The following is a 17,626-nucleotide window of genomic DNA, read 5'->3' on the forward strand; positions in this document are numbered from 1 at the left end:
GAATCCGCCCACCCCGGTTAGTCTGAAATGCGTGGACCCAGAAACTTCGAAGGCGCAGCTGCGGTCCCGCATCCGCGCCGCTCGCGCCAGACGACCCTTCGCCGAGGCGACTCCCGCCGCATCGTCGTCAACGACGATGGCGTCGCCGCAGGTCACTCCCACCGAGGCGGCCCCGAACTCGACCCCGCACCCGGGGTCCGTGGCGGCCCCGGACACCGTGGCACCTGCAGGCTCCGTGGCCGACGCCGCGTGGAACCTCATTCGGAATGCACCGGTTCGCTCGCTTCTTGCCTATGCGGCGCTGCCCGGAGAGCCGGACCTCGACCCGGCGCTCGATCGGTTCCTCGCCGCGGGCGGCACCGTCTACCTGCCGGTCGTCACGAGAGTGGGCGAGCCTTTGATGTTCGGCCGGGTCACTGGTTCGATGACCAGCCTGAGACCGCAGGGCAGATGGGGAATCCGCGAGCCGGCCCAGGACGGCACGCTGCTGACCGCCGCTCAGCTGCTCTCCCCCGCGGTCGGCCTCGACCTCATCTTCGTCCCCGCCCTGGGCTTCGGTGCCGACGGCGCCCGCCTGGGCAATGGGGGCGGCTTCTATGACAGGACCTTCGGCCCACACGGGGAGGAGCCTCTCGGTTCGGGCCCCGACAGTTCGGGAGCTCCCGATTCGGAGCCCCGCATCGTCGGGGTGTGCTTCGCCGAGGAGCTCGATCTGACGGGCCTCGTCGCCGAGGACTGGGACCTGCGCATCCCTGCGGCCGTCACCGAGGAGGGAACACATATCTTCAGGGCCTGATCGGTGGGAATCAGCACCCACTCGCGCGTGTTGATATGTGGATAACCTTGTGCATACCGCGGACCGGTGCTCCGGGGAGGTTCCGGTGTGCACTATAATCTTGTCGTCGAAGAAAGGTCTCGAATGCCCGTCTACTCCTACGCCTGCAAGAGCTGTGGTCACGCCTTTGATATTCATCAGGACTTCAGCGATGACTCGCTCACCGTCTGCCCGGAATGCCAGGGCCGTCTGAAGAAGGTCTTCGGCGCTGTGGGCATCAGCTTCAAGGGATCCGGCTTCTACGCCACCGACTCCCGCTCGAGCAAGTCGAGCACCGTCAGCTCCTCGAGTTCTGACTCCTCCTCGAAGGAGTCCTCGAGCTCGTCGGCGAAGGAAAGCTCGACCTCCACGACGTCGAATTCGTCGTCGAGCAGCTCTTCGGCGGCAAGCACTCCAGCCGCGAGCTGACCGCTCCGGCCCTCGGCACTCAGACACCGATCGCCTGTGGACGGCACGAACTGTCCACAGGCGATTTCCGCACCCTTGCCGCCGGCAGCATGGCGCCGCAGGCTCGGTGCATGGGCTTCTTCCACCGCATCCGAACCTCGTCTCCCGGCTGGACACGATCGTCGCGCGTTCGGCCCCAGCGCGTTCTCGCCGCCATCTGCCTGGCCTGTGCCTGTGCTCTGACCGTGTGGACACTCACGCCGAACAGCGGGGGAACAGCGATCGTCGTCGCGAAGTCGGACCTGGCACCGGGAACCGAACTCAAGGCTGACGACCTCACCCTCACTCAGTTCCCGTCCGACGTGGTCCCCGACAAGGCATTCAGGTCTGTTGATGAGGTGAAGGGGCGGGCCACCTCGGCGGGATTGTCGAAGGGATCACCGCTGACTTCGTCGACCGTGCTCGACCAGCAGGCGCTGCCGAAGGGCAGCCGTGACCTTCTCATGCCGATTCGATTGGCCGATGACGCCTCGGCCGCACTGCTCCAACCCGGGCAGAAGATCCGCGTCTTCTCGTCCCTTCCCGACGGCGGATCGGAAATCGTCGTCGAAGAGGTGACGATCGCCCGCCTCGTCGACAAACCCGAAGGAATTGCCGCAGAGTCAGGCCAGCTTGTTTCCGTCATCCTCTCCGCAGAGGATGCCAGGCGTGTCGCCGAGTTCGCCGGGCTTCCGATCAGCTTCGCGATCCTCCCCCGCTGATCCCCGCCACCGCCTTGCCGGCTGAGGGTCATCGACCCTGTTGAACCGCAGTGCTGAGAGACTGATGCCCATGCCGGGCCTGCTTTCGTCTCTGCATTTCGATTTCCTGACGCATCAATACGGTGGTCAGACTCGCAGAACATTTCGGCTGACAATGTGTTACTGATGTGTACTATTGGAACGTAATTGAGCTATTCATCAACAGCATTTCAGTGATCACACACCGAAAGGGTTTCTCTAATGCTTAAGGGATTCCGGGACTTCATTCTCCAGGGGAATGTCGTCGAACTCGCAACCGCGGTCATCATCGGCGGCGCATTCACCGCCATCGTCACCGCCTTCTCCGACAAGATCATCAACCCGCTCATCGCCGCCGTCGGCGGCGCCGAGGGACCAGCTTTGGCGTTCCGGATCAAGGAGAACGTCCCCGAGACCACCATCGATCTCGGTGCGGTCATCACTGCGGCCATCAACTTCCTCATCGTTGCCGCCATCGTCTACTTCATCATCATCGTGCCGATGAACAAGCTCAACGAGCTGCGTAAGCGTGGAGCTCCCGAGGAAGAAGTTCCTCCGACCACCGAGGACCTGCTCGGCGACATCCGCGAGATCCTGCGCAACCAGACCGCTTCCGCTGCCGGACCTGCCGAGGGTCCTGCTACCGACGGCCCGGTCGATCCGAACCAGCCTCCGCGGCACTGATCACCAGCTGATCGCGCAGAAGGCCCGCTCTCCCTTGAGAGCGGGCCTTCTGCGTATCCGAAACCTGTTGGGCGGCCTGCAACCGGATAGAACGCTACGACCAGATAGCGCCGGAGCTATCGCCGGATACGGCTCTACGACCAGTGCGGGGGCTTCTGTGAACGGTAGAAGTCCTCGCTGAAGCCGCCACCATTGGTATCGGCTTCATTGCGCAGAGTGGCGCGGTATCGGCGCTTCGCCGCTTCTATCCGGGCCTTCCGAGACCCGTCGGCCTCGGCATCGTCATCACCTGACGGCGTACTGTCGGGATCGGTGGGGGCCCCGTCGTCGCTGGAATCAGACGGTTCTCGATCGCTGTCGACCGGTTCTCGGTCCCGATCAGCATCCTCGTCGCCGGAGGGCCGGTCAGGCATCGTCGTTCTTCGGCCCCGACTTCGCCGAGGCGGCCCCGCCACGCTCGGTCTCAGCCGAACCAGCGCCGTTGTCATCGGTGCCGTCGGCCCCCGCACCAACGGATTCGGTGCTGGCGGAGTCATCGGCCGCCTCGGGGACCTGGTCGTTGCTTGCGGTCTGGACGAGTCCGGCCGACCGGAGCTCATCGGCACGGATCTTGCCGGTGTCGAAGGTCGGCAGGATGTCGTCTTCGACGGGCCCGGCGGAGTTCGACCGCGGGATGAACACCTCAGCGCCCGTGACCTTCTTCGCCTGAGCATGGCGTTCGCGGTACCGATCCACGGCGGCCTGCAGCTGGGAGTCGCCTCGGCTCGAATTGCCCTTCTGAGCCAGAGCGGTGCGCAGCAGATCCTTGATCTCGCCGTCGCCGCGGACCACCGCATCCGACTGGATCCAGTCGATCATCTGGTCGAGGCCTTCGGCGGAGTACTTGTGCATCGGCAGACCGGGCACGAGCTTCGGGCGGCTGCCGGTACGGCCGACGACCACCGAGGCGGCGCGTGCCGCATTGAGCACGGCCTGCGGGCTCATCGTCTCCACGGTCGCTCGCCAGGCCTCGAAGATCTTCTCGGTCTCGGTCTGCGGGTCGACGAACGCATCGGTGGACCATACGCGCATGAACTTCCAACCGCGGCGGGTCAGCTGTTCGGGCAGCACCCGGTCGCGTTGGCGCAGGCTGCGCATCGAAGCGTATTCGGGTCCGTCGCCGGCGACGGCGATGATCATTCCGTGCTCATCCTCGGTCGAGTTCGCCACGGCCAGATCGATGCCGTTGTAATGCTCGTGCGCGACGACGCCGAGCTGCAGCAGCCGATCGGCGATGTCGCCCATCAGCGGATCGTAGATCTCGCCGTGCGGCCCGGGCTGGTGGACGCCGCCGGTCGCGATCTCTTCGAGCAGACGCGGCAGCATGACCGCTCCCCCGTTGAGTTTGCTGCGGTCGAAGTCCTCGGCCTCGATGCTCGAGACCAGCGTCAGCCGCTTCCGGGCTCGCGTCATCGTGGCTGCGAGGATGCGTCGCCCGTCCGGCCCGGACAGCGGTCCGAAGTCGTGGATGACGCGACCGTGGACGGTGCGGCCGAAGCCGAGGGTGAAGATCACGGCATCGCGCGACATGCCCTGAACGCGCTCGGCGTCGGTGACGACGAACGGCTCCTTCGTCGAGTCGTTGAAGAACGCCGCCACATACGGCAGATCCTTCATCGCCCGTGAGATCGCCGTGGCCACCCGCTGAGCGTGATGCGGGGTGAGCGCGACGACGGCCAGCGACTCTCGCGACCGGTTCCGCGCGTGCTTGAGCACCAGGTCGACGACCCGTTTGACCTCGGCGTCAGGACTCTCGACCCGACCGGTGCCGATGTCCGTGGGACCTCGGCCGTCGGCGACATAGGAGAATTCGAGGCCGCTGCCCTCACCGGTGTGCGCGGTCGGCAGCGTCGAAATCGTCGAATCGTAGAAATGCCGGTTGGCCAGGTCGATGAGCCCGACCGGGGACAGTCGATAGGAATTCGACAGCCGCATCCGCGGCAGGAACTCGCCGAGGCGGTCCTGCACCGATCGTGGATGTTTCCCATCGTCCATGCCGAACCGATCGACGGCGACCGAGAACGGGCGCGGTCCGAGCAGCCGGGAGTCGCCGAGCGAGATGACCTGGCGGGCGCGGGTGATTCCGGGAACGACATCGGCGACCGACAGTCGTCCGGCGTCGGCGATGACGACCGCGTCGAAGAGCGGCAGGGCGGAGAAGAGTTCGGGCACCGTGTACGGGCTGCCCATCCACACCGGTGCCAGAGTCGTCAGCAGTTCGGGTGCCTGAGTGGAGATCCGGTTGACCGAGGTGTGCTTCGACAGAAGCTCCTGTTTGATGACTCCGGCGGCGATGGGGTCGGAGTCGATTCCGCGTTTCCATGCCTGTGCATGGTTATAGCGCAGGCGGGAGGCACCGGCGGCGACGAAGGCGCGGTCGTTCTCGCGGAAGCCTTCGGCCACCTGGTGGAGAGCGGCACCGTCATGGCGACCGATCGCGGGATCTTCGCCGGCCATGGTCTGCAGCACGGAGGCCCAGTAGGCGAGGTCGAATTCTGGGCCGACGAGTGCTTCGTCGACCTTTCGCCGGCGCAGATCGGCCATGAGGTCGCCGAGGCCCTCACCGTCGAGCTCACGCTGCAGGCGGGAACGTTCGGGCAGTTCGGCGAGGTTCTCCGAATCGCTGCCCATCGCTTCGGCACGTGCCTGAAGCTCCTCGATAAGCATCGAACCGAGGTCGCCGCCGTCCGGGGTGGTCTCGAGGATCGGAGCGAGCTTGGCCATATCTGCTTCGACGCTCTGGAGGATCTCATCGGCTTCGAGGACGCCGCGCGGAATCTGCGGGCGACCGTCGTGCCCGGCGAGGTCGGAGAGGATGACTCGCTGGGCGCGGACATCGATGAGGGCCTCGTGGAGGTCGGCCACCTCGGCGCCCGGGCGGAGGAACTCCGCGGCCGACTTCTTCAGTCGACGACGCTGCATCATGCCCATCTCGACGCCGACTTCGACCCGGTATTCGGGTGTGCCGGTGGCGGCGATGAGGTCGTCGAGACGGTGGTCGTAGATGTCGGGGGCGAAGTTGTCGAGCGTCTTGCGCACGCGCAGGAGCACGCGGATGGCGCGGGACCAGTCGTCGATATTGCGGCGCGGATTGAGTTTCGCCTTCTGCAGCACCGGTTCGGTCGCGGCGATGAGGTCGGGGATCATCCGACCGATGCGTTCGGCCACCGTGCGTGCGGCTTCGGCCTCCTCGACGGATTTGAGGTCGGCTCCGAACCACACGGTGTCCTCGACATCGAGGGTGAATGCGCCGAGTCGAGCGAGCTCGCCGAGCTTGCCCCGCAGGATGTTCCGGCGGTCGTCGCTGGCGCCGAGGATGTCGTCGTCGAAGCGCACCGGCGTCTGCGGGGAGTTGTCGCCGGAGGTCAGTTCGGCGAGGTGCTGCATGGTTTCGTAGACGGAGACGTCCCACGGCTTGCGCCTGCGGTGCAGGGAGGAGACATGGTCGGCAAGGGTCGCGCGCTGTTCGTTGAGTTCGGTCAGCAGACGGGAGAGGTCGGGGCGTTCGGACTTCTCCGCCGAGGCGATGAGACCGATGAGCTGCTTGCGGATGTCTTCCGAGCCGGCGCGGGTGTCGACGGCGAAGTCGGAGAGTCCGACCTCGCCGAGGCGAGCGGAGAAATCGTCGAGCGCATCGGAAGTCTGCGCAAGGAAGAGCACGCTCTTGCCGGTGTGTGCCAGGGTGGTGGCCACGGCGACGGCGACCTGGGTGGCGCCGGTTCCGGGCGGGGTGTCGACGACGACGGAGTGACCGGACACGGCGGCATCGACGACGGCCTGCTGGTCTCCGTCGACGTCGATGACGAGGAACTCCTCCTGCGGCTTCCTGTCGGGAAGCGGAGTGATCGGCTCCTGGAGCGCGGCGGGAACGACGTCCTCGCCGTCGGCGCCGGTCGCGGATGCTGTTGTCGCCTCGCCGTCTGCAGCTGAGTCGGACTCGGACTTCTCCGAGCCGGAATCGGCCTTCTCCGAGCCGGAATCGGCCTTGGCCGCAGCACCGGGGGTTGTGGCCGCAGCATCGGGCGTTGTGCCTGCGGCAGCATCGATCGCCGGCGCGCTCTTCTCGGACTCGACTGCAGGAGCAGCCTCGGCACCAGTCGTCGACGGTTCCTCGGCGTCAGTCGTCGACGGCTCCTCGCCGTCGGCCGACGTGTCACCGGCAGTCTTGTCGCCGGCAGTCTTGCCACCGGCGGCTTCGGCGCCGGCGGCTTCGCTGCTGGCGGTTTCGGTGCCGGTTCTCGGCTTTGCCGCATCGAGCGGTTCGTCGGTGATGGGCACGGTCGGCTGACCGTAGGCCTCGTCATCGTCGGTGCCGCCAGCAGCATCGGCACCGGCGTCCGCGTCGGCCGAAGTCTTCTCGCCCGCCTTCTCGTCGCCGGTCGCCTTCTCGGCGCCGTCGGTCGTCGGCTCGACTGCGGACTCTTCTGCCGAGTCGGGAGACGCCTCGGCGATGCTGTCGTCTGCCTCGGCCTTCGCAGTGTCCGTGCTCTTCGCCGCAGGCGCTGATTTCGGCTGATTCCCGGGCGCGTCCGATGCGCCGTCGGCTTCCGTCTCGTCGACGGCGCCGGCGACTCTCTTCGCTTCGGCTCGCTTCTTCTCGGCTTCGGCTTCTTCTGCCGCGGCGATCTTCTCGTCGGGGAGGACTCCCGGCTGCGGCACATAGGAGGGCCCGCCGAGAGAGGCACGCACGTCTTCGTCGCCGGCCAGCGCCCGCAGCACGGGGTGCTGGGTGGGCAGGTAGTCGGTGGAGAACGGGCTCGCGATGTTCGCGAACGTCGAGATGATCAGGCGGTGGTTGATCCGCAGACCGGGCACGCTCTGCCCCAGATCACGCAGGCGGTCGAGGGCCGGTCCCGGGTCGAAGCCGTGCGGGCCACCGGTCGCGTCGACCCATTCGTCGACGGGCACCTCGAGGTCGTATTCCTCTCCGAGGTGCTGGACGAGCGCCGGGTTGATCGTGATCTCGTTGTCGAGCACGATCTCGTAGTCTTCGACGCGGGATCCGCGGGGCACCAGCGTGATGTGGCGCATGACGACCGGTGCGTTGAACTTGTACTTCGCGTCCTTCTCCGTCCACGAGGCGAATCCGATCGCCAGGTGTGCGGTGCGGATGCCGCGTTCGTTGTCGAGCTGCTCCGCCTTCGAGCGGATGGACTTCGCGCGACGGCGCGCATCGGTGAGGATGTCGTGGTCGCGGATGAGGCTGGAGAGCCGGGTGGCGCGTCCGGCCAGCAGCTGTGCCAGGCCGGAGGGGTGGGCGCCGGAGAGGTCGATGCTGCCGTCACGGGAGTCCCGGAAATGAAGCATGGTGTCGCGACCGCCCAGATGGGCGGCCTGCTTCTTCCACTCGGCGAAGACATCTCCGAGTTCTGGGAACTGTTCGTTTCTAACGGAATCCGACACAATTCGACCCTAACGAGAATCTGTCCATAATAGGTGCTGGCACACCGTGGAACAGTGAGGTTTCTTCTACGCTACACTGGGTGATCGTGGTTGAGGATGACCACCTGGCCCCCGTAGCTCAGGGGATAGAGCACGGCTCTCCTAAAGCCGGTGTCGCGCGTTCGAATCGCGCCGGGGGCGCCAGAATCACCTGACGAAGCCAACACCGGTTTCCGACGTCGTCCTGACCCATGATCACCGAGGATCCACCCTCGCCGAGGCGGCCGATCGATCTGATCGGCCGCCTCGGCGATTTGCGTCCGCACCATCGGACAGATCCGAGTCGCGGACTTGGGCCTCCCCCGGCCCGGACGAGGTCTAGAGCCCCGGCTCCGGCGGGGCCTCGTTGTGCTTGCGGCGACCGTGGTCGCGGGCGACGCGGACGACCATTGTCGGGCATTGCGAGTACGGCAGCACCGACTGCGAGGTGGAACCAAGCAGGAGACCGGCGAATCCACCGCGTCCGCGCGATCCGATGACGAGCACTTCGGCTGTGTCGGAGGCTCGGACGAGCACCTCGGCGGGTTGGCCGTCGAAGAGCGTCCAGGTGACGTCGAGATCCGGGAACTCCTCGGCCAGACGCTGTTTGGCGACGACGAGTTTGTCCGCCCCTTCGTTGACGAGTCGTTCGAGATCGGCGGTGCTCGGCAGCCATTCGGGGCCGATGACCGTCGTGGTGATCACGGCGACGATGTGCAGCGGTGAACCGCGGCGCACGGCCAGGCGGGCGGCCTTCCACAGCGCCGGGGACTCGGCACCGAGGGAGTCGACGCCGACGACGACCTTGCCGTCGAAGCGCAGACCGTCGATCGACTCGGCATCGGGGTCATGGGTTTCGACCTCGACGCCGTCCTGCCGGATCGGCCGTGACGAGGTCGGATGCGCGGGACGCTCGGCCTGGTTGTCCCAGCACGCGGGGACGACCACCGTCGGACACGCCGAGTGCGCAGGCAGTGCGCTCGAGACCGTCCCGAGGAGACGACCGGCGAAACCGCCGCGACCGCGGGACCCGACGACGGTGAGGCAGCCGGTCTTCGATTCGTCGATGAGCACGCCGGCGGCATCGCCGATCTCGATGACGGCTTCGACGGGGACTCCGGCCGCCTTGACCTCGGCAGCCGCCTCCTTGAGCGTATTCGTCACGGCCGCACGGATCGAACTGTCGTCGATGGGCACATAGGACACGTCGATGGCGGCAGCCGCCACGCTCGGGATCGTGTAGGCACCGACGAGGCGGATCGGGCGGTCTAAGGAGCGTGCTTCCTGGATCGCCCAGGCCAGGGCGTTGCGGCTCGGCGGAGAACCATCGATTCCGACGATGACGGCTTCGGTCTCGCCGGCCGGGGCCGGGTCGGGATTCTGGGGGCGATCCTGCTCACTCATCGCAAGCTCCTTGGGTCGAAGCGAACTTCTGTTTCGTCCACCCTAAATCACAATGACTGTGAGAACTTCGCCTATGTCACATCGTTATCCGAATTCCCTCAACATTCGGACAACACCGTTCCCTATCTGGGACGATGCCGGATTGTCAGGCGGCGCTGGAGTATTCGAGGAACGGGCGCCACTTCTCGACGGGTTTGTCGATCCCACGCATCCACAGCTGCCCCAGGCGGGGCTCCTGCGGGAGGAAGCTGAGCTTCCATCCGATCTCACCGAGGGTACGGTTGCCTTTGCGGTTGTTGCATTCGCGGCAGCAGGCGACGAGGTTCTCCCAGGTGTTCGCTCCCCCACGGGAGCGTGGGAGCACGTGGTCGACGGTGTATGCCGGTTTGGAGCAGTAGGCGCAACGGTGGCCGTCCCGGCGCAGGACTCCCCGACGGGAGAGTGAGACGCGACGGTTGCTCGGCGGGCGCACATAGCGGGTGAGCAGGATGACGGAGGGCTGATCGAGACTCATGTGCTCGGATCTCACCGGAATGTCCTCTGCGGCCAGGACTGTCGCCTTTCCGGTCAGCACGAGCACCACGGCCCGTGTGAACGGAACGATCGACAGCGGTTCGTAACCGGCGTTCAGCACGAGAGTCTTCATATCTCGCCCCTCATCTTCTTCTCTTCCGGGCCGAAACCGGCTGCCCCGGCCCCAGGGAACACAAAAGGCGCCGTGCTCATGGGCACGACGCCTGGGAAAGAGGGCACGGAGACAGATATGTGCTCCGCGCCAGAGACTGGAGCGGCTATTCGAATTATTCGACTATGCCCCATCTGCTTTCCTTCGAATCAGCGGTCGACACCATTTGGTGCCCACCTATCATGGAACTCAATCTTCTCCAGAGTAACGCCGCGCGCGCCCGTGACCCAATTCATACCGCTCGCGTCACGGAAACTTCGGCTTGCGTTCACCGAACCGGGAGTTCAGCGCACTCACCGGACCAGGCGCAAGCGGGCCGGCGCAAGCCGGCGGGCGCACGGGCAGTCGGGCCGCCTCGGCGAGGTTGTCGGGCGCATGGAGCACATGAACTGCTTCGAAATTCATATGTGGTGATCTTGATCAGTACGTATGAATTTCGAACCAGAGAATGCTGACACACTGCCGGTGCGCGGACTCAACTTTCCGGGCATACGAAAAGCTCCCCGTGCGACTCGAGGACCGTCGAGTCGTGCGGGGAGCTTTTCGGTGATGAAGATCAGAGAACGCGGATGAAGGTGACGTTGCCCATCCAGCTGTAGCTGCGCTTCGAGGTTCCCGAGCTCGGCGAACCGGCATCGTACATCTGTCCGCCACCGGCGTAGATGCCGACGTGGCCGGGGTGCCAGATGAGGTCACCGGGCTTGGCTTCGGACTGCGAGACGATCTGGCCTGCACCCTTCTGGGCACCGGAGGTGCGGGGCAGGTTCACGCCGACGTGGCTGTAGACCCAGGAGGTGTATCCGGAGCAGTCCCAGCCGCTCTGGCTGGTTCCACCCATGACGTAGGGGGTTCCGACGCCCTTGGCCGCCCAGGCGAGGACCTGCTCGGCCTTGGATCCGTCGATGGATCCGGCACCCTTGGAGTCGGACTCACCCGAATCGGACGATCCGCTGTTGGCGGTGTCGTCGGAGGTTCCGGCCGACTCATCGGAGTCAGCGGAGGAGGTTTCTGCAGGCTCGGGCTTGGGCTCGGGCTTCGGGGCAGCCTCGGCGGTGATGGCCTTGCTCTCGACGCCGAAGGAGTCGGACTTCTCGTCGTCCTTCTTGTCCTTCTTGCTGTTCGAGTCGTCGCCGATGGTGACGGTCTGGTTCTCGAAGTCGACCTTCTGGGTGGTCTCGGCTTCTGCGGAGACCTTGTTCTGGTCGTCGGCTCCCTGGCCGGCGGCCGGCATCACTGCGGCGGTCAGCAGACCACCGCTGGCAGCGACAACAGCTGCACGACGGCCGAAGACGCCCGAATTGGCGTTCAGAAGTTCAGTGAGTTCGGTCAGTGGAGTCTTGACCTTGGCATCGGCGGCGCGGCGGCCATGCTGCTTAGTTGCCACGTTTTCCCTCTCGTTCCTATTGGCTGTCTCAGCCAACCGCCGCTATCGGTCCTTGGTATCTCGCAGCGAGCGCGGCGCTCGGATCTCGCTGTGAAGTCGTCAGTGCGTGAACGACCTCAACAACTGTAACCAATCGGTGACTGATTGTCACGTTTTTGTCACAACCACCGGAGGGAAACCGTGATGTTTTCCATAAACGTGCAGGTCAGAGGCCTAAAATGGCTTGAAATATTCGTAACATTTTCTCGTTATACGATGCGACCCAGGGGGCGGAGAACCGCTCCCTGGGTCGGAGATCACAGTGATTTGTAACGAATCGGGGCTCAGGCACCCGCTCTTTCGTTACCGCTGCTCATCCTCGTCGTTATCGAGCCACAGCCTCGCCACTATCGAGCCACCGCCTCGATGTTGCGGAGCTCCAGTCCCGTCGCTATCGGACTGAGACTTCTGTACGCCTCAGCTCCGATAGGCGAAGACGTGCGAGGCAGTCTCGACCGGCAGGTCGAGCACGTCCTGCGCGCCGGGCACCTGCACGGTGATGTATTCGCCGTTGCGCGAGATCTCGACGTCGCTGCCCGGCAGGACACCGGCGACCTGGAACTGCTGAAGCAGGTGAATATCGACCTGCAGGGGTTCGGCCAGCCAGGCGATCGTCAGCTTCTTCGCGCCGTCCCGGCCGACCGCCGTGGCGAGGTCGACGACCTCGGTAGTCGTCGAGGCTTCGCCGCCGATGACGTCGAGGCCCGGGATCGGGTTGCCGTAGGGCCCGGTGGAGGTCTCGGACAGCAGCTTCACGAGCTTGCGCTCGACCTGCTCGCTCATCACGTGTTCCCAGCGGCAGGCCTCGTCGTGGACGAGTTCCCACTCGAGTCCGACGACATCGGAGAGAAGGCGCTCGGCCAGACGGTGCTTGCGCATGACGTCGGTGGCGATCCGACGCCCCTCCGGGGTGAGCTCGAGATGACGGTCATTGCCGACGTGGAGCAGACCGTCGCGCTCCATCCGCGCCACGGTCTGTGACACGGTGGGACCGGAATGATCCAGGCGCTCGGCGATGCGGGCACGCAAAGGCACGATCGACTGTTCCTCGAGCTCGATGATCGATTTGAGGTACATCTCGGTTGTATCAATGAGGTCGTTCACTTCTGACCAGCCACTCCACTCTTCGTCTTCAGGTCGTTTCGACCGTTTCAGGCGCTGTCACCAATTCGGGCCGCTGCGACCCTGTCCCGCCCCGCACAGGCGAACCCGTTCGCGGCCGTTGCGATCTGGACCAATCCTATCGTGCGTTCAGCGAATCCCGTGAGTCGAGGAATCGCCCGGGTCCGCGCACGACATCGCCCGCCGCCGGACGGCTCAGGCTGCATGGGTTTCGGCCCGCCCGCGCAGGAATGCGCACCGACCCGCTCAGCCCGCATTCGTGTAGGTCGTCTTGTGCACCGTGAAGAACTCGCGTGCCGCCCGAGCCTGCTCGCGGGGACCAAAGCTCGACCCTTTCCGTCCGCCGAAGGACACGTGATAGTCCACGCCTGCCGTCGGGGCGTTCACCATGACCATCCCGGCCTGGGCGTAACGCTTGAAGTGGGTCGAATATTTCAGGGAGGTCGTGAAGATGCCGGCCGAGAGCCCGAACTCGGTGTCGTTGGCGACCGCGAGCGCTTCGTCGTAGTCGGCGACCTCGATCACCGAGGCGACCGGGCCGAAGACCTCGTCGACGTTGATCGTGTCGCCCGGCTTCGTGCCCGTGACCAGAGCCGGAGCGAGGAAGTACCCACCCGTGCCCGATTCGATGAGCTCACCGCCGGTGACTTCCCCGCCCTCGGCCCGGGCCGTGGCGATGTAGTCGAGGTCCTGGTCGAGCTGAGCCCGGGAGACCACGGGTCCGATGGCGACTCCCGCGGCGCGGGCGTCGCCGACGGTCAGTGCCGCCATCTTCTCCTTGAGCAGTGCGACGAATTCGTCGTGCACATCGGAGGTGACGATGAGGCGGGAGGACGCGGTGCAGCGCTGACCGGTGGAGAAGAAGGCACCATTGATCGCGGCGTCGGCGGCCGCTTCGAGATCGGCGTCGCCGAGCACCACGAGCGGGTTCTTCCCGCCCATTTCGCACTGCACCCTGATCTGGTGGGCCGCGGCCGAGGCGATCACGGACCGTCCGACGGCGACGGACCCGGTGAAGGTCACGGCGTCGATCTTCGCCGAGGTGGTCAGGGCGTCCCCGACCACGGAACCCGGCCCCATGACGAGGTTGAGGACCCCGTCGGGCAGCCCCGCCTCGGCGAGGATATCGGTGAGCGCATACGCACTGGCGGGGACGAGTTCGGCAGGCTTGAACACGATCGTGTTGCCGAAGGCCAGCGCCGGGGCGATCTTCCAGGCCGGGATGGCGATCGGGAAGTTCCACGGGGTGATGATGCCGATGACGCCGATAGGTTCGTGCGTCATCTCGGCGATGAGTCCGGGGCGGACCGAGTCGACGATCTCGCCGGTGTTGCGGATGGTCTCACCGGCGAAGAACTTGAAGATCTGGGAGGCGCGCAGCACCTCGCCCTTGGCCTCGGCGAGCTGTTTGCCCTCTTCCCGGGCGAGGAGGTCGCCGAGTTCGTCGGCGCGGTCGGCGATGAGGCTGCCGGCCTTGTCGAGGATCGCAAAGCGCTGCTGTGAGCCGAGGTCCGCCCAGGCGGGGGCGGCAGCGCGGGCGGCATCGATCGCCGAGGCGACCGTGGCGGCGTCCGCGCGGGCAAAGCGGCCGATCACATCGGAGGGGTCGGACGGGTTCGTGTTCGTCGTTCGGTCCTCACTCGGCACCCGCCTGCCGCCGATGAGGTTGTCGAAGACCGCGTCGGGTCCGTACTGAGCAGAGGTATGGGTCGAGGTCATCGATACTCCTTCGTATTCGCGTATTCGTCGGTGAGCGCCGGTGATCGTCTGGCCTAGGGGTAGAGATCGTCGGGCCTCAGGGGTAGAGGCGCACGACCTCCCAGGCCGAAGCGTCGTCGAGGCCGGCCGTTTCGTGGCTGCCGTCGGCCCGCCGGAAGACCCACCGGTCGTGGAATCGGTTCTGCTGGCCCTGCCAGAATTCGATCTCGAAGACGCGCACGCGGAATCCACCCCAGTGATCGGGACGCGGCACGTCACGGCCCTCGAGCTCGGCCGCCGCGGCATCGTATTCGACCTGCATCTGCTCGCGACTGGTCACCGGCTGGGACTGCTTGGACACGGTCGCCCCGATCTGCGATCCACGGGGGCGCACGGCGAAGTACGCGTCCGAGTCCTCGGGGGCGGCCACCTCGGCGAGGCCGCGGATGCGGACCTGTCGTTCCATGTCATGCCACGGAAAGTTCACGGCGATGCGGGGATCGGCCTGCAGCGCCCGGCCCTTCGCGGAGTCGTAGTCGGTGAAGAAGAGGAGTCCGCGCTCGTCGAGGCCTTTGAGCAGGACGATGCGCGAGCTCGGGCCCCATTCGTCGAGGGTCGAGACGGTCATCGCATTCGGTTCGCGGACATGGTCGGCCGCCTCGTCGTACCACTGGCGCAGCAGGTCCAGGGGTGCGGTATCCGGGTGTTCGAAGACGGCAGAGTCATAGGACTTCCGGGTCTGCGGAAGACGATCGACGGGCTCACTCATGTCTTCACTCTACGACGCGGCACGGACACGAGTCAGCCGGGACCCGCCTCGGCGGGTGCGGTCGAGGCGGGCGATGTCGTGCATTCGTCGCAGGGAGTGACGGGGCGACGTCCACCTTCCGTCACATGACGGACCGGTCCGGGACGCCTGGCGGGCCAGCCGTAGAATGTCGAGCGTGACTGCGACGAATATTGAGATCCCGAAGAACCTCCTGCCCGCCGACGGACGCTTCGGGTCCGGCCCGGCCCGGATCCGCCCCGCCCAGATCGAGGCGCTGACCTCGGCCGCGACCGAGGTGCTCGGCACCAGCCACCGCCAGGCGCCGGTGAAGAACCTCGTCGGCCGCATCCGTTCCGGACTGGCCGAGCTGTTCAGCCTGCCCGAGGGTTATGAAGTGGTGCTCGGCAACGGCGGGTCCACCGTGTTCTGGGACGTCGCGGCCTTCGGTCTCGTCCGCGAGCGGGCCGCGCACGCGACCTTCGGCGAGTTCGGTCAGAAGTTCGCGAAGGCCACCGACACCGCTCCGCACCTGAAGTCCTCCCTCATCCTGAACGCCGAACCGGGCACCGCCGCGATCCCGACGCCTGAGGCCCTGGCTGCCGCGGGTCTCGTGGGCTCCCCCGCCGAGGCGGCCGCCGGCGAATCCGCCGCCGACGTCTTCGCCTGGCCGCATAATGAGACCTCGACCGGTGTGGCCACTCGGATCGCCCGTCCGGCCGGGATCGCCGAGGATGCCCTCGTCGTCATCGATGCGACCTCCGGTGCCGGCGGCCTCAACGTCGACATCGCCGAGACCGACGTCTACTACTTCGCCCCGCAGAAGAACATGGGCTCCGACGGCGGCCTGTGGGTGGCGATCATGTCGCCGCGGGCGATCGCGCGGGCACAGGAGATCAAGGACTCCGGTCGCTGGATCCCGACCTCGCTCGACCTGGTCACCGCGATCGAGAACTCGGCCAAGGATCAGACATACAACACCCCGGCCGTTTCGACCCTGCTGCTGCTCGCCGAGCAGATCGAGTGGATCAACGGCAACGGCGGCCTGTCCTGGGCGGCCGAACGGACCGCTGAGTCCTCCGGGCTCGTCTACGACTGGGCGGAATCCGCCGAGGCGACCCACCCCTATGTCGTCGACCCGGCCGATCGTTCTTCGGTCGTGGCCACCGTCGACTTCGATGACTCGGTCGACGCGGCTGCCGTGGCCAAGGTGCTGCGGGCCAACGGCGTCGTCGACGTGGAACCGTACCGCAAGCTCGGCCGCAATCAGCTGCGCATCGCGACCTTCGTCTCCGTCGACCCGGCAGATGTGCGAGCGCTGCTGAATTGCATCGACTTCGTCATCGACGCCCTCAGATAAGAACAGCGTCGCCCGCGCAATTCCTCCACTGAGTGCCATAACGCCCCGCTGCACCGGGGTGTTATGGCACTCAGTGTGTCGGATACGTTGGCAGGTGTAGGAGAAGGCACTCCGCGGACATATTGCCGCCAACGGTGAGGGATGCATGCGCCACGGGCGGAACCTGGGGCATCCCTCACCCTTCGCGACAAAACACCCCACTGCAACGAGGCGATTTGGAGCTAAAGGTGACAGATGCCCTAGCAGCCGTAGGAGAAGCCGCTACGGGTGCAAGCTGCCACAAATGGTGAGGGATGCTTGCGCCGCCCCTCATGCGAGGTGTGGGGGACGTACAGACTGCCCCGAGCGAATCGTGCTCGGCGCTGTGCCTCAGGCGAAGAAGTGGATGAGCACGCCGATGCTGAAGGTGATTCCGGCGAGCATGGCGAGGATGAATTCGATGCCCGCGCCGATGCCGATCGCCTTGATCGACTCCCAGCTGGAGTTCCACGCCGTCTTCCCGTCCTTGAGGCGGGCGTACTCGGCGAGGTAGAGGCCCGCGACGAAGCCGATCGGCAGGCCGAGCACCGGGATGACGAAGAAGCCGATGACCGCGAGCACCCCGCCCAGCAGCACCGAGGAGTTCGGCACCTGCATGGACTTGAGTTTGCGCCCGGTGAGCACGAGCGAGGCACTCATCCCCGCCGCAACGAACAGGGCGACGATGGCGAAGATGATCCACGCGGCCGGCCCGCCGATGATGATCGCCCAGATGAGCACCGCCACGGCGATGAGGATCGATCCGGGAAGCACCGGCACGATGATGCCCAGGCACCCGACGAGGATCGCCAGGCCGACGAGCACCGAGGTGATGATGTCAGTTGTCACAGTCCGTCCGTTTCCCTTGCTCGACCCTCGAATCCCGCGACGAGGGGGTCGACCGAAATTCTATGACACGAACCTCCGGGCCCGCCGAGTGCCGGCCCGCGCCGAGCACCAGCACTTGCCGAGTGCCAGCTCCTGCCAATGCCGCCCCACGAGCAT

15 protein-coding genes, 1 tRNA gene and 1 pseudogene are annotated in these 17,626 nt (G+C 65.9%); 6 read left to right on the plus strand and 11 right to left on the minus strand.

Features of this window, described 5'->3' with window-relative positions; all coding sequences use genetic code 11:
- The first annotated feature begins 31 nt into the window (after positions 1–31).
- Complete coding sequence (locus HF684_RS15320) at positions 32–796, plus strand: 5-formyltetrahydrofolate cyclo-ligase (RefSeq protein WP_248278974.1); 765 nt, start codon at positions 32–34, stop codon at positions 794–796.
- 123 nt (positions 797–919) lie between these two features.
- A pseudogene (locus tag HF684_RS19010) lies at positions 920–1,060 on the plus strand (FmdB family zinc ribbon protein); the annotation flags it as partial.
- A gap of 14 nt (positions 1,061–1,074) precedes the next feature.
- Here the strand turns inward: HF684_RS19010 and HF684_RS19015 are convergent.
- Positions 1,075–1,368 carry a hypothetical protein gene (locus tag HF684_RS19015; protein WP_348981454.1) on the minus strand — a complete coding sequence of 98 codons (294 nt, stop codon included), beginning with the start codon at positions 1,366–1,368 and terminating at the stop codon, positions 1,075–1,077.
- Between the two features lie 99 nt (positions 1,369–1,467).
- Between HF684_RS19015 and HF684_RS15330 the strand changes: the two genes are divergently transcribed.
- Together HF684_RS15330 and mscL are read left to right on the plus strand one after the other, a co-directional pair.
- Entirely contained in the window at positions 1,468–1,983 is a 516-nt protein-coding gene (locus HF684_RS15330; RefSeq protein ID WP_248278975.1) for an SAF domain-containing protein, read from the plus strand.
- Between the two features lie 240 nt (positions 1,984–2,223).
- Positions 2,224–2,685: a large conductance mechanosensitive channel protein MscL gene (gene mscL, locus HF684_RS15335; protein WP_169253179.1), complete on the plus strand. Its 462-nt coding sequence runs from the start codon at positions 2,224–2,226 to the stop codon at positions 2,683–2,685.
- A gap of 134 nt (positions 2,686–2,819) precedes the next feature.
- Here mscL and HF684_RS15340 read toward each other — a convergent pair whose 3' ends face one another.
- The gene (locus HF684_RS15340; RefSeq protein ID WP_169253180.1) at positions 2,820–3,098 is read right to left on the minus strand and encodes a hypothetical protein; all 279 of its coding nucleotides are present in this window, start codon (positions 3,096–3,098) and stop codon (positions 2,820–2,822) included.
- Positions 3,091–8,127, minus strand: a complete 5,037-nt coding sequence (locus tag HF684_RS15345) for a DUF4011 domain-containing protein (protein ID WP_169253181.1) — start codon at positions 8,125–8,127, stop codon at positions 3,091–3,093. Before HF684_RS15345 ends, HF684_RS15340 begins: the two co-directional genes overlap by 8 nt.
- A gap of 107 nt (positions 8,128–8,234) precedes the next feature.
- Here HF684_RS15345 and HF684_RS15350 point away from each other — a divergent pair.
- Positions 8,235–8,310: transfer RNA gene (locus HF684_RS15350), tRNA-Arg, on the plus strand.
- Between the two features lie 174 nt (positions 8,311–8,484).
- Here the strand turns inward: HF684_RS15350 and HF684_RS15355 are convergent.
- The 7 genes from HF684_RS15355 to pdxH form a co-directional block, all read right to left on the minus strand.
- Positions 8,485–9,549 (minus strand): universal stress protein, encoded by a 1,065-nt coding sequence (locus tag HF684_RS15355; protein ID WP_169253182.1) that lies wholly within the window; start codon positions 9,547–9,549, stop codon positions 8,485–8,487.
- Positions 9,550–9,694: 145 nt separating this feature from the next.
- Positions 9,695–10,195: an HNH endonuclease gene (locus tag HF684_RS15360; RefSeq protein ID WP_169253183.1), complete on the minus strand. Its 501-nt coding sequence runs from the start codon at positions 10,193–10,195 to the stop codon at positions 9,695–9,697.
- A gap of 285 nt (positions 10,196–10,480) precedes the next feature.
- The gene (locus HF684_RS15365; RefSeq protein WP_169253184.1) at positions 10,481–10,639 is read right to left on the minus strand and encodes a hypothetical protein; all 159 of its coding nucleotides are present in this window, start codon (positions 10,637–10,639) and stop codon (positions 10,481–10,483) included.
- Positions 10,640–10,790: 151 nt separating this feature from the next.
- The gene (locus HF684_RS15370; RefSeq protein WP_169253185.1) at positions 10,791–11,618 is read right to left on the minus strand and encodes a C40 family peptidase; all 828 of its coding nucleotides are present in this window, start codon (positions 11,616–11,618) and stop codon (positions 10,791–10,793) included.
- 456 nt (positions 11,619–12,074) lie between these two features.
- Positions 12,075–12,761 carry a metal-dependent transcriptional regulator gene (locus tag HF684_RS15375; protein ID WP_169253186.1) on the minus strand — a complete coding sequence of 229 codons (687 nt, stop codon included), beginning with the start codon at positions 12,759–12,761 and terminating at the stop codon, positions 12,075–12,077.
- A gap of 264 nt (positions 12,762–13,025) precedes the next feature.
- The gene (locus HF684_RS15380) at positions 13,026–14,498 is read right to left on the minus strand and encodes an aldehyde dehydrogenase family protein (protein ID WP_169253187.1); all 1,473 of its coding nucleotides are present in this window, start codon (positions 14,496–14,498) and stop codon (positions 13,026–13,028) included.
- A 76-nt stretch (positions 14,499–14,574) separates the two neighbouring features.
- On the minus strand, positions 14,575–15,246 hold the full coding sequence (pdxH, locus tag HF684_RS15385) for a pyridoxamine 5'-phosphate oxidase (protein WP_169253188.1): 672 nt from the start codon (positions 15,244–15,246) through the stop codon (positions 14,575–14,577).
- Positions 15,247–15,421: 175 nt separating this feature from the next.
- On the opposite strand from pdxH, the gene serC reads away from it, so the two are divergent.
- Positions 15,422–16,603, plus strand: a complete 1,182-nt coding sequence (gene serC / locus HF684_RS15390; RefSeq protein ID WP_169253189.1) for a phosphoserine transaminase — start codon at positions 15,422–15,424, stop codon at positions 16,601–16,603.
- 369 nt (positions 16,604–16,972) lie between these two features.
- Here the strand turns inward: serC and HF684_RS15395 are convergent, their stop codons facing one another.
- Positions 16,973–17,470 (minus strand): DUF456 domain-containing protein, encoded by a 498-nt coding sequence (locus tag HF684_RS15395; protein ID WP_169253190.1) that lies wholly within the window; start codon positions 17,468–17,470, stop codon positions 16,973–16,975.
- Between the last annotated feature and the right edge of the window lie 156 nt (positions 17,471–17,626).

It is taken from the genome of Brevibacterium sp. 'Marine', from assembly GCF_012844365.1.
Taxonomy (GTDB): Bacteria; Actinomycetota; Actinomycetes; order Actinomycetales; family Brevibacteriaceae; genus Brevibacterium.

Bases quoted from the DNA above. Each gene is read 5' to 3' on its own strand.
- mscL (WP_169253179.1), top strand. From the start codon at position 2,224: ATGCTTAAGGGATTCCGGGACTTCATTCTCCAGGGGAATGTCGTCGAA.
- HF684_RS15340 (WP_169253180.1), bottom strand. From the start codon at position 3,098: ATGCCTGACCGGCCCTCCGGCGACGAGGATGCTGATCGGGACCGAGAA.
- HF684_RS15355 (WP_169253182.1), bottom strand. From the start codon at position 9,549: ATGAGTGAGCAGGATCGCCCCCAGAATCCCGACCCGGCCCCGGCCGGC.
- HF684_RS15360 (WP_169253183.1), bottom strand. From the start codon at position 10,195: ATGAAGACTCTCGTGCTGAACGCCGGTTACGAACCGCTGTCGATCGTT.
- HF684_RS15365 (WP_169253184.1), bottom strand. From the start codon at position 10,639: ATGAATTTCGAAGCAGTTCATGTGCTCCATGCGCCCGACAACCTCGCC.
- HF684_RS15380 (WP_169253187.1), bottom strand. From the start codon at position 14,498: ATGACCTCGACCCATACCTCTGCTCAGTACGGACCCGACGCGGTCTTC.
- pdxH (WP_169253188.1), bottom strand. From the start codon at position 15,246: ATGAGTGAGCCCGTCGATCGTCTTCCGCAGACCCGGAAGTCCTATGAC.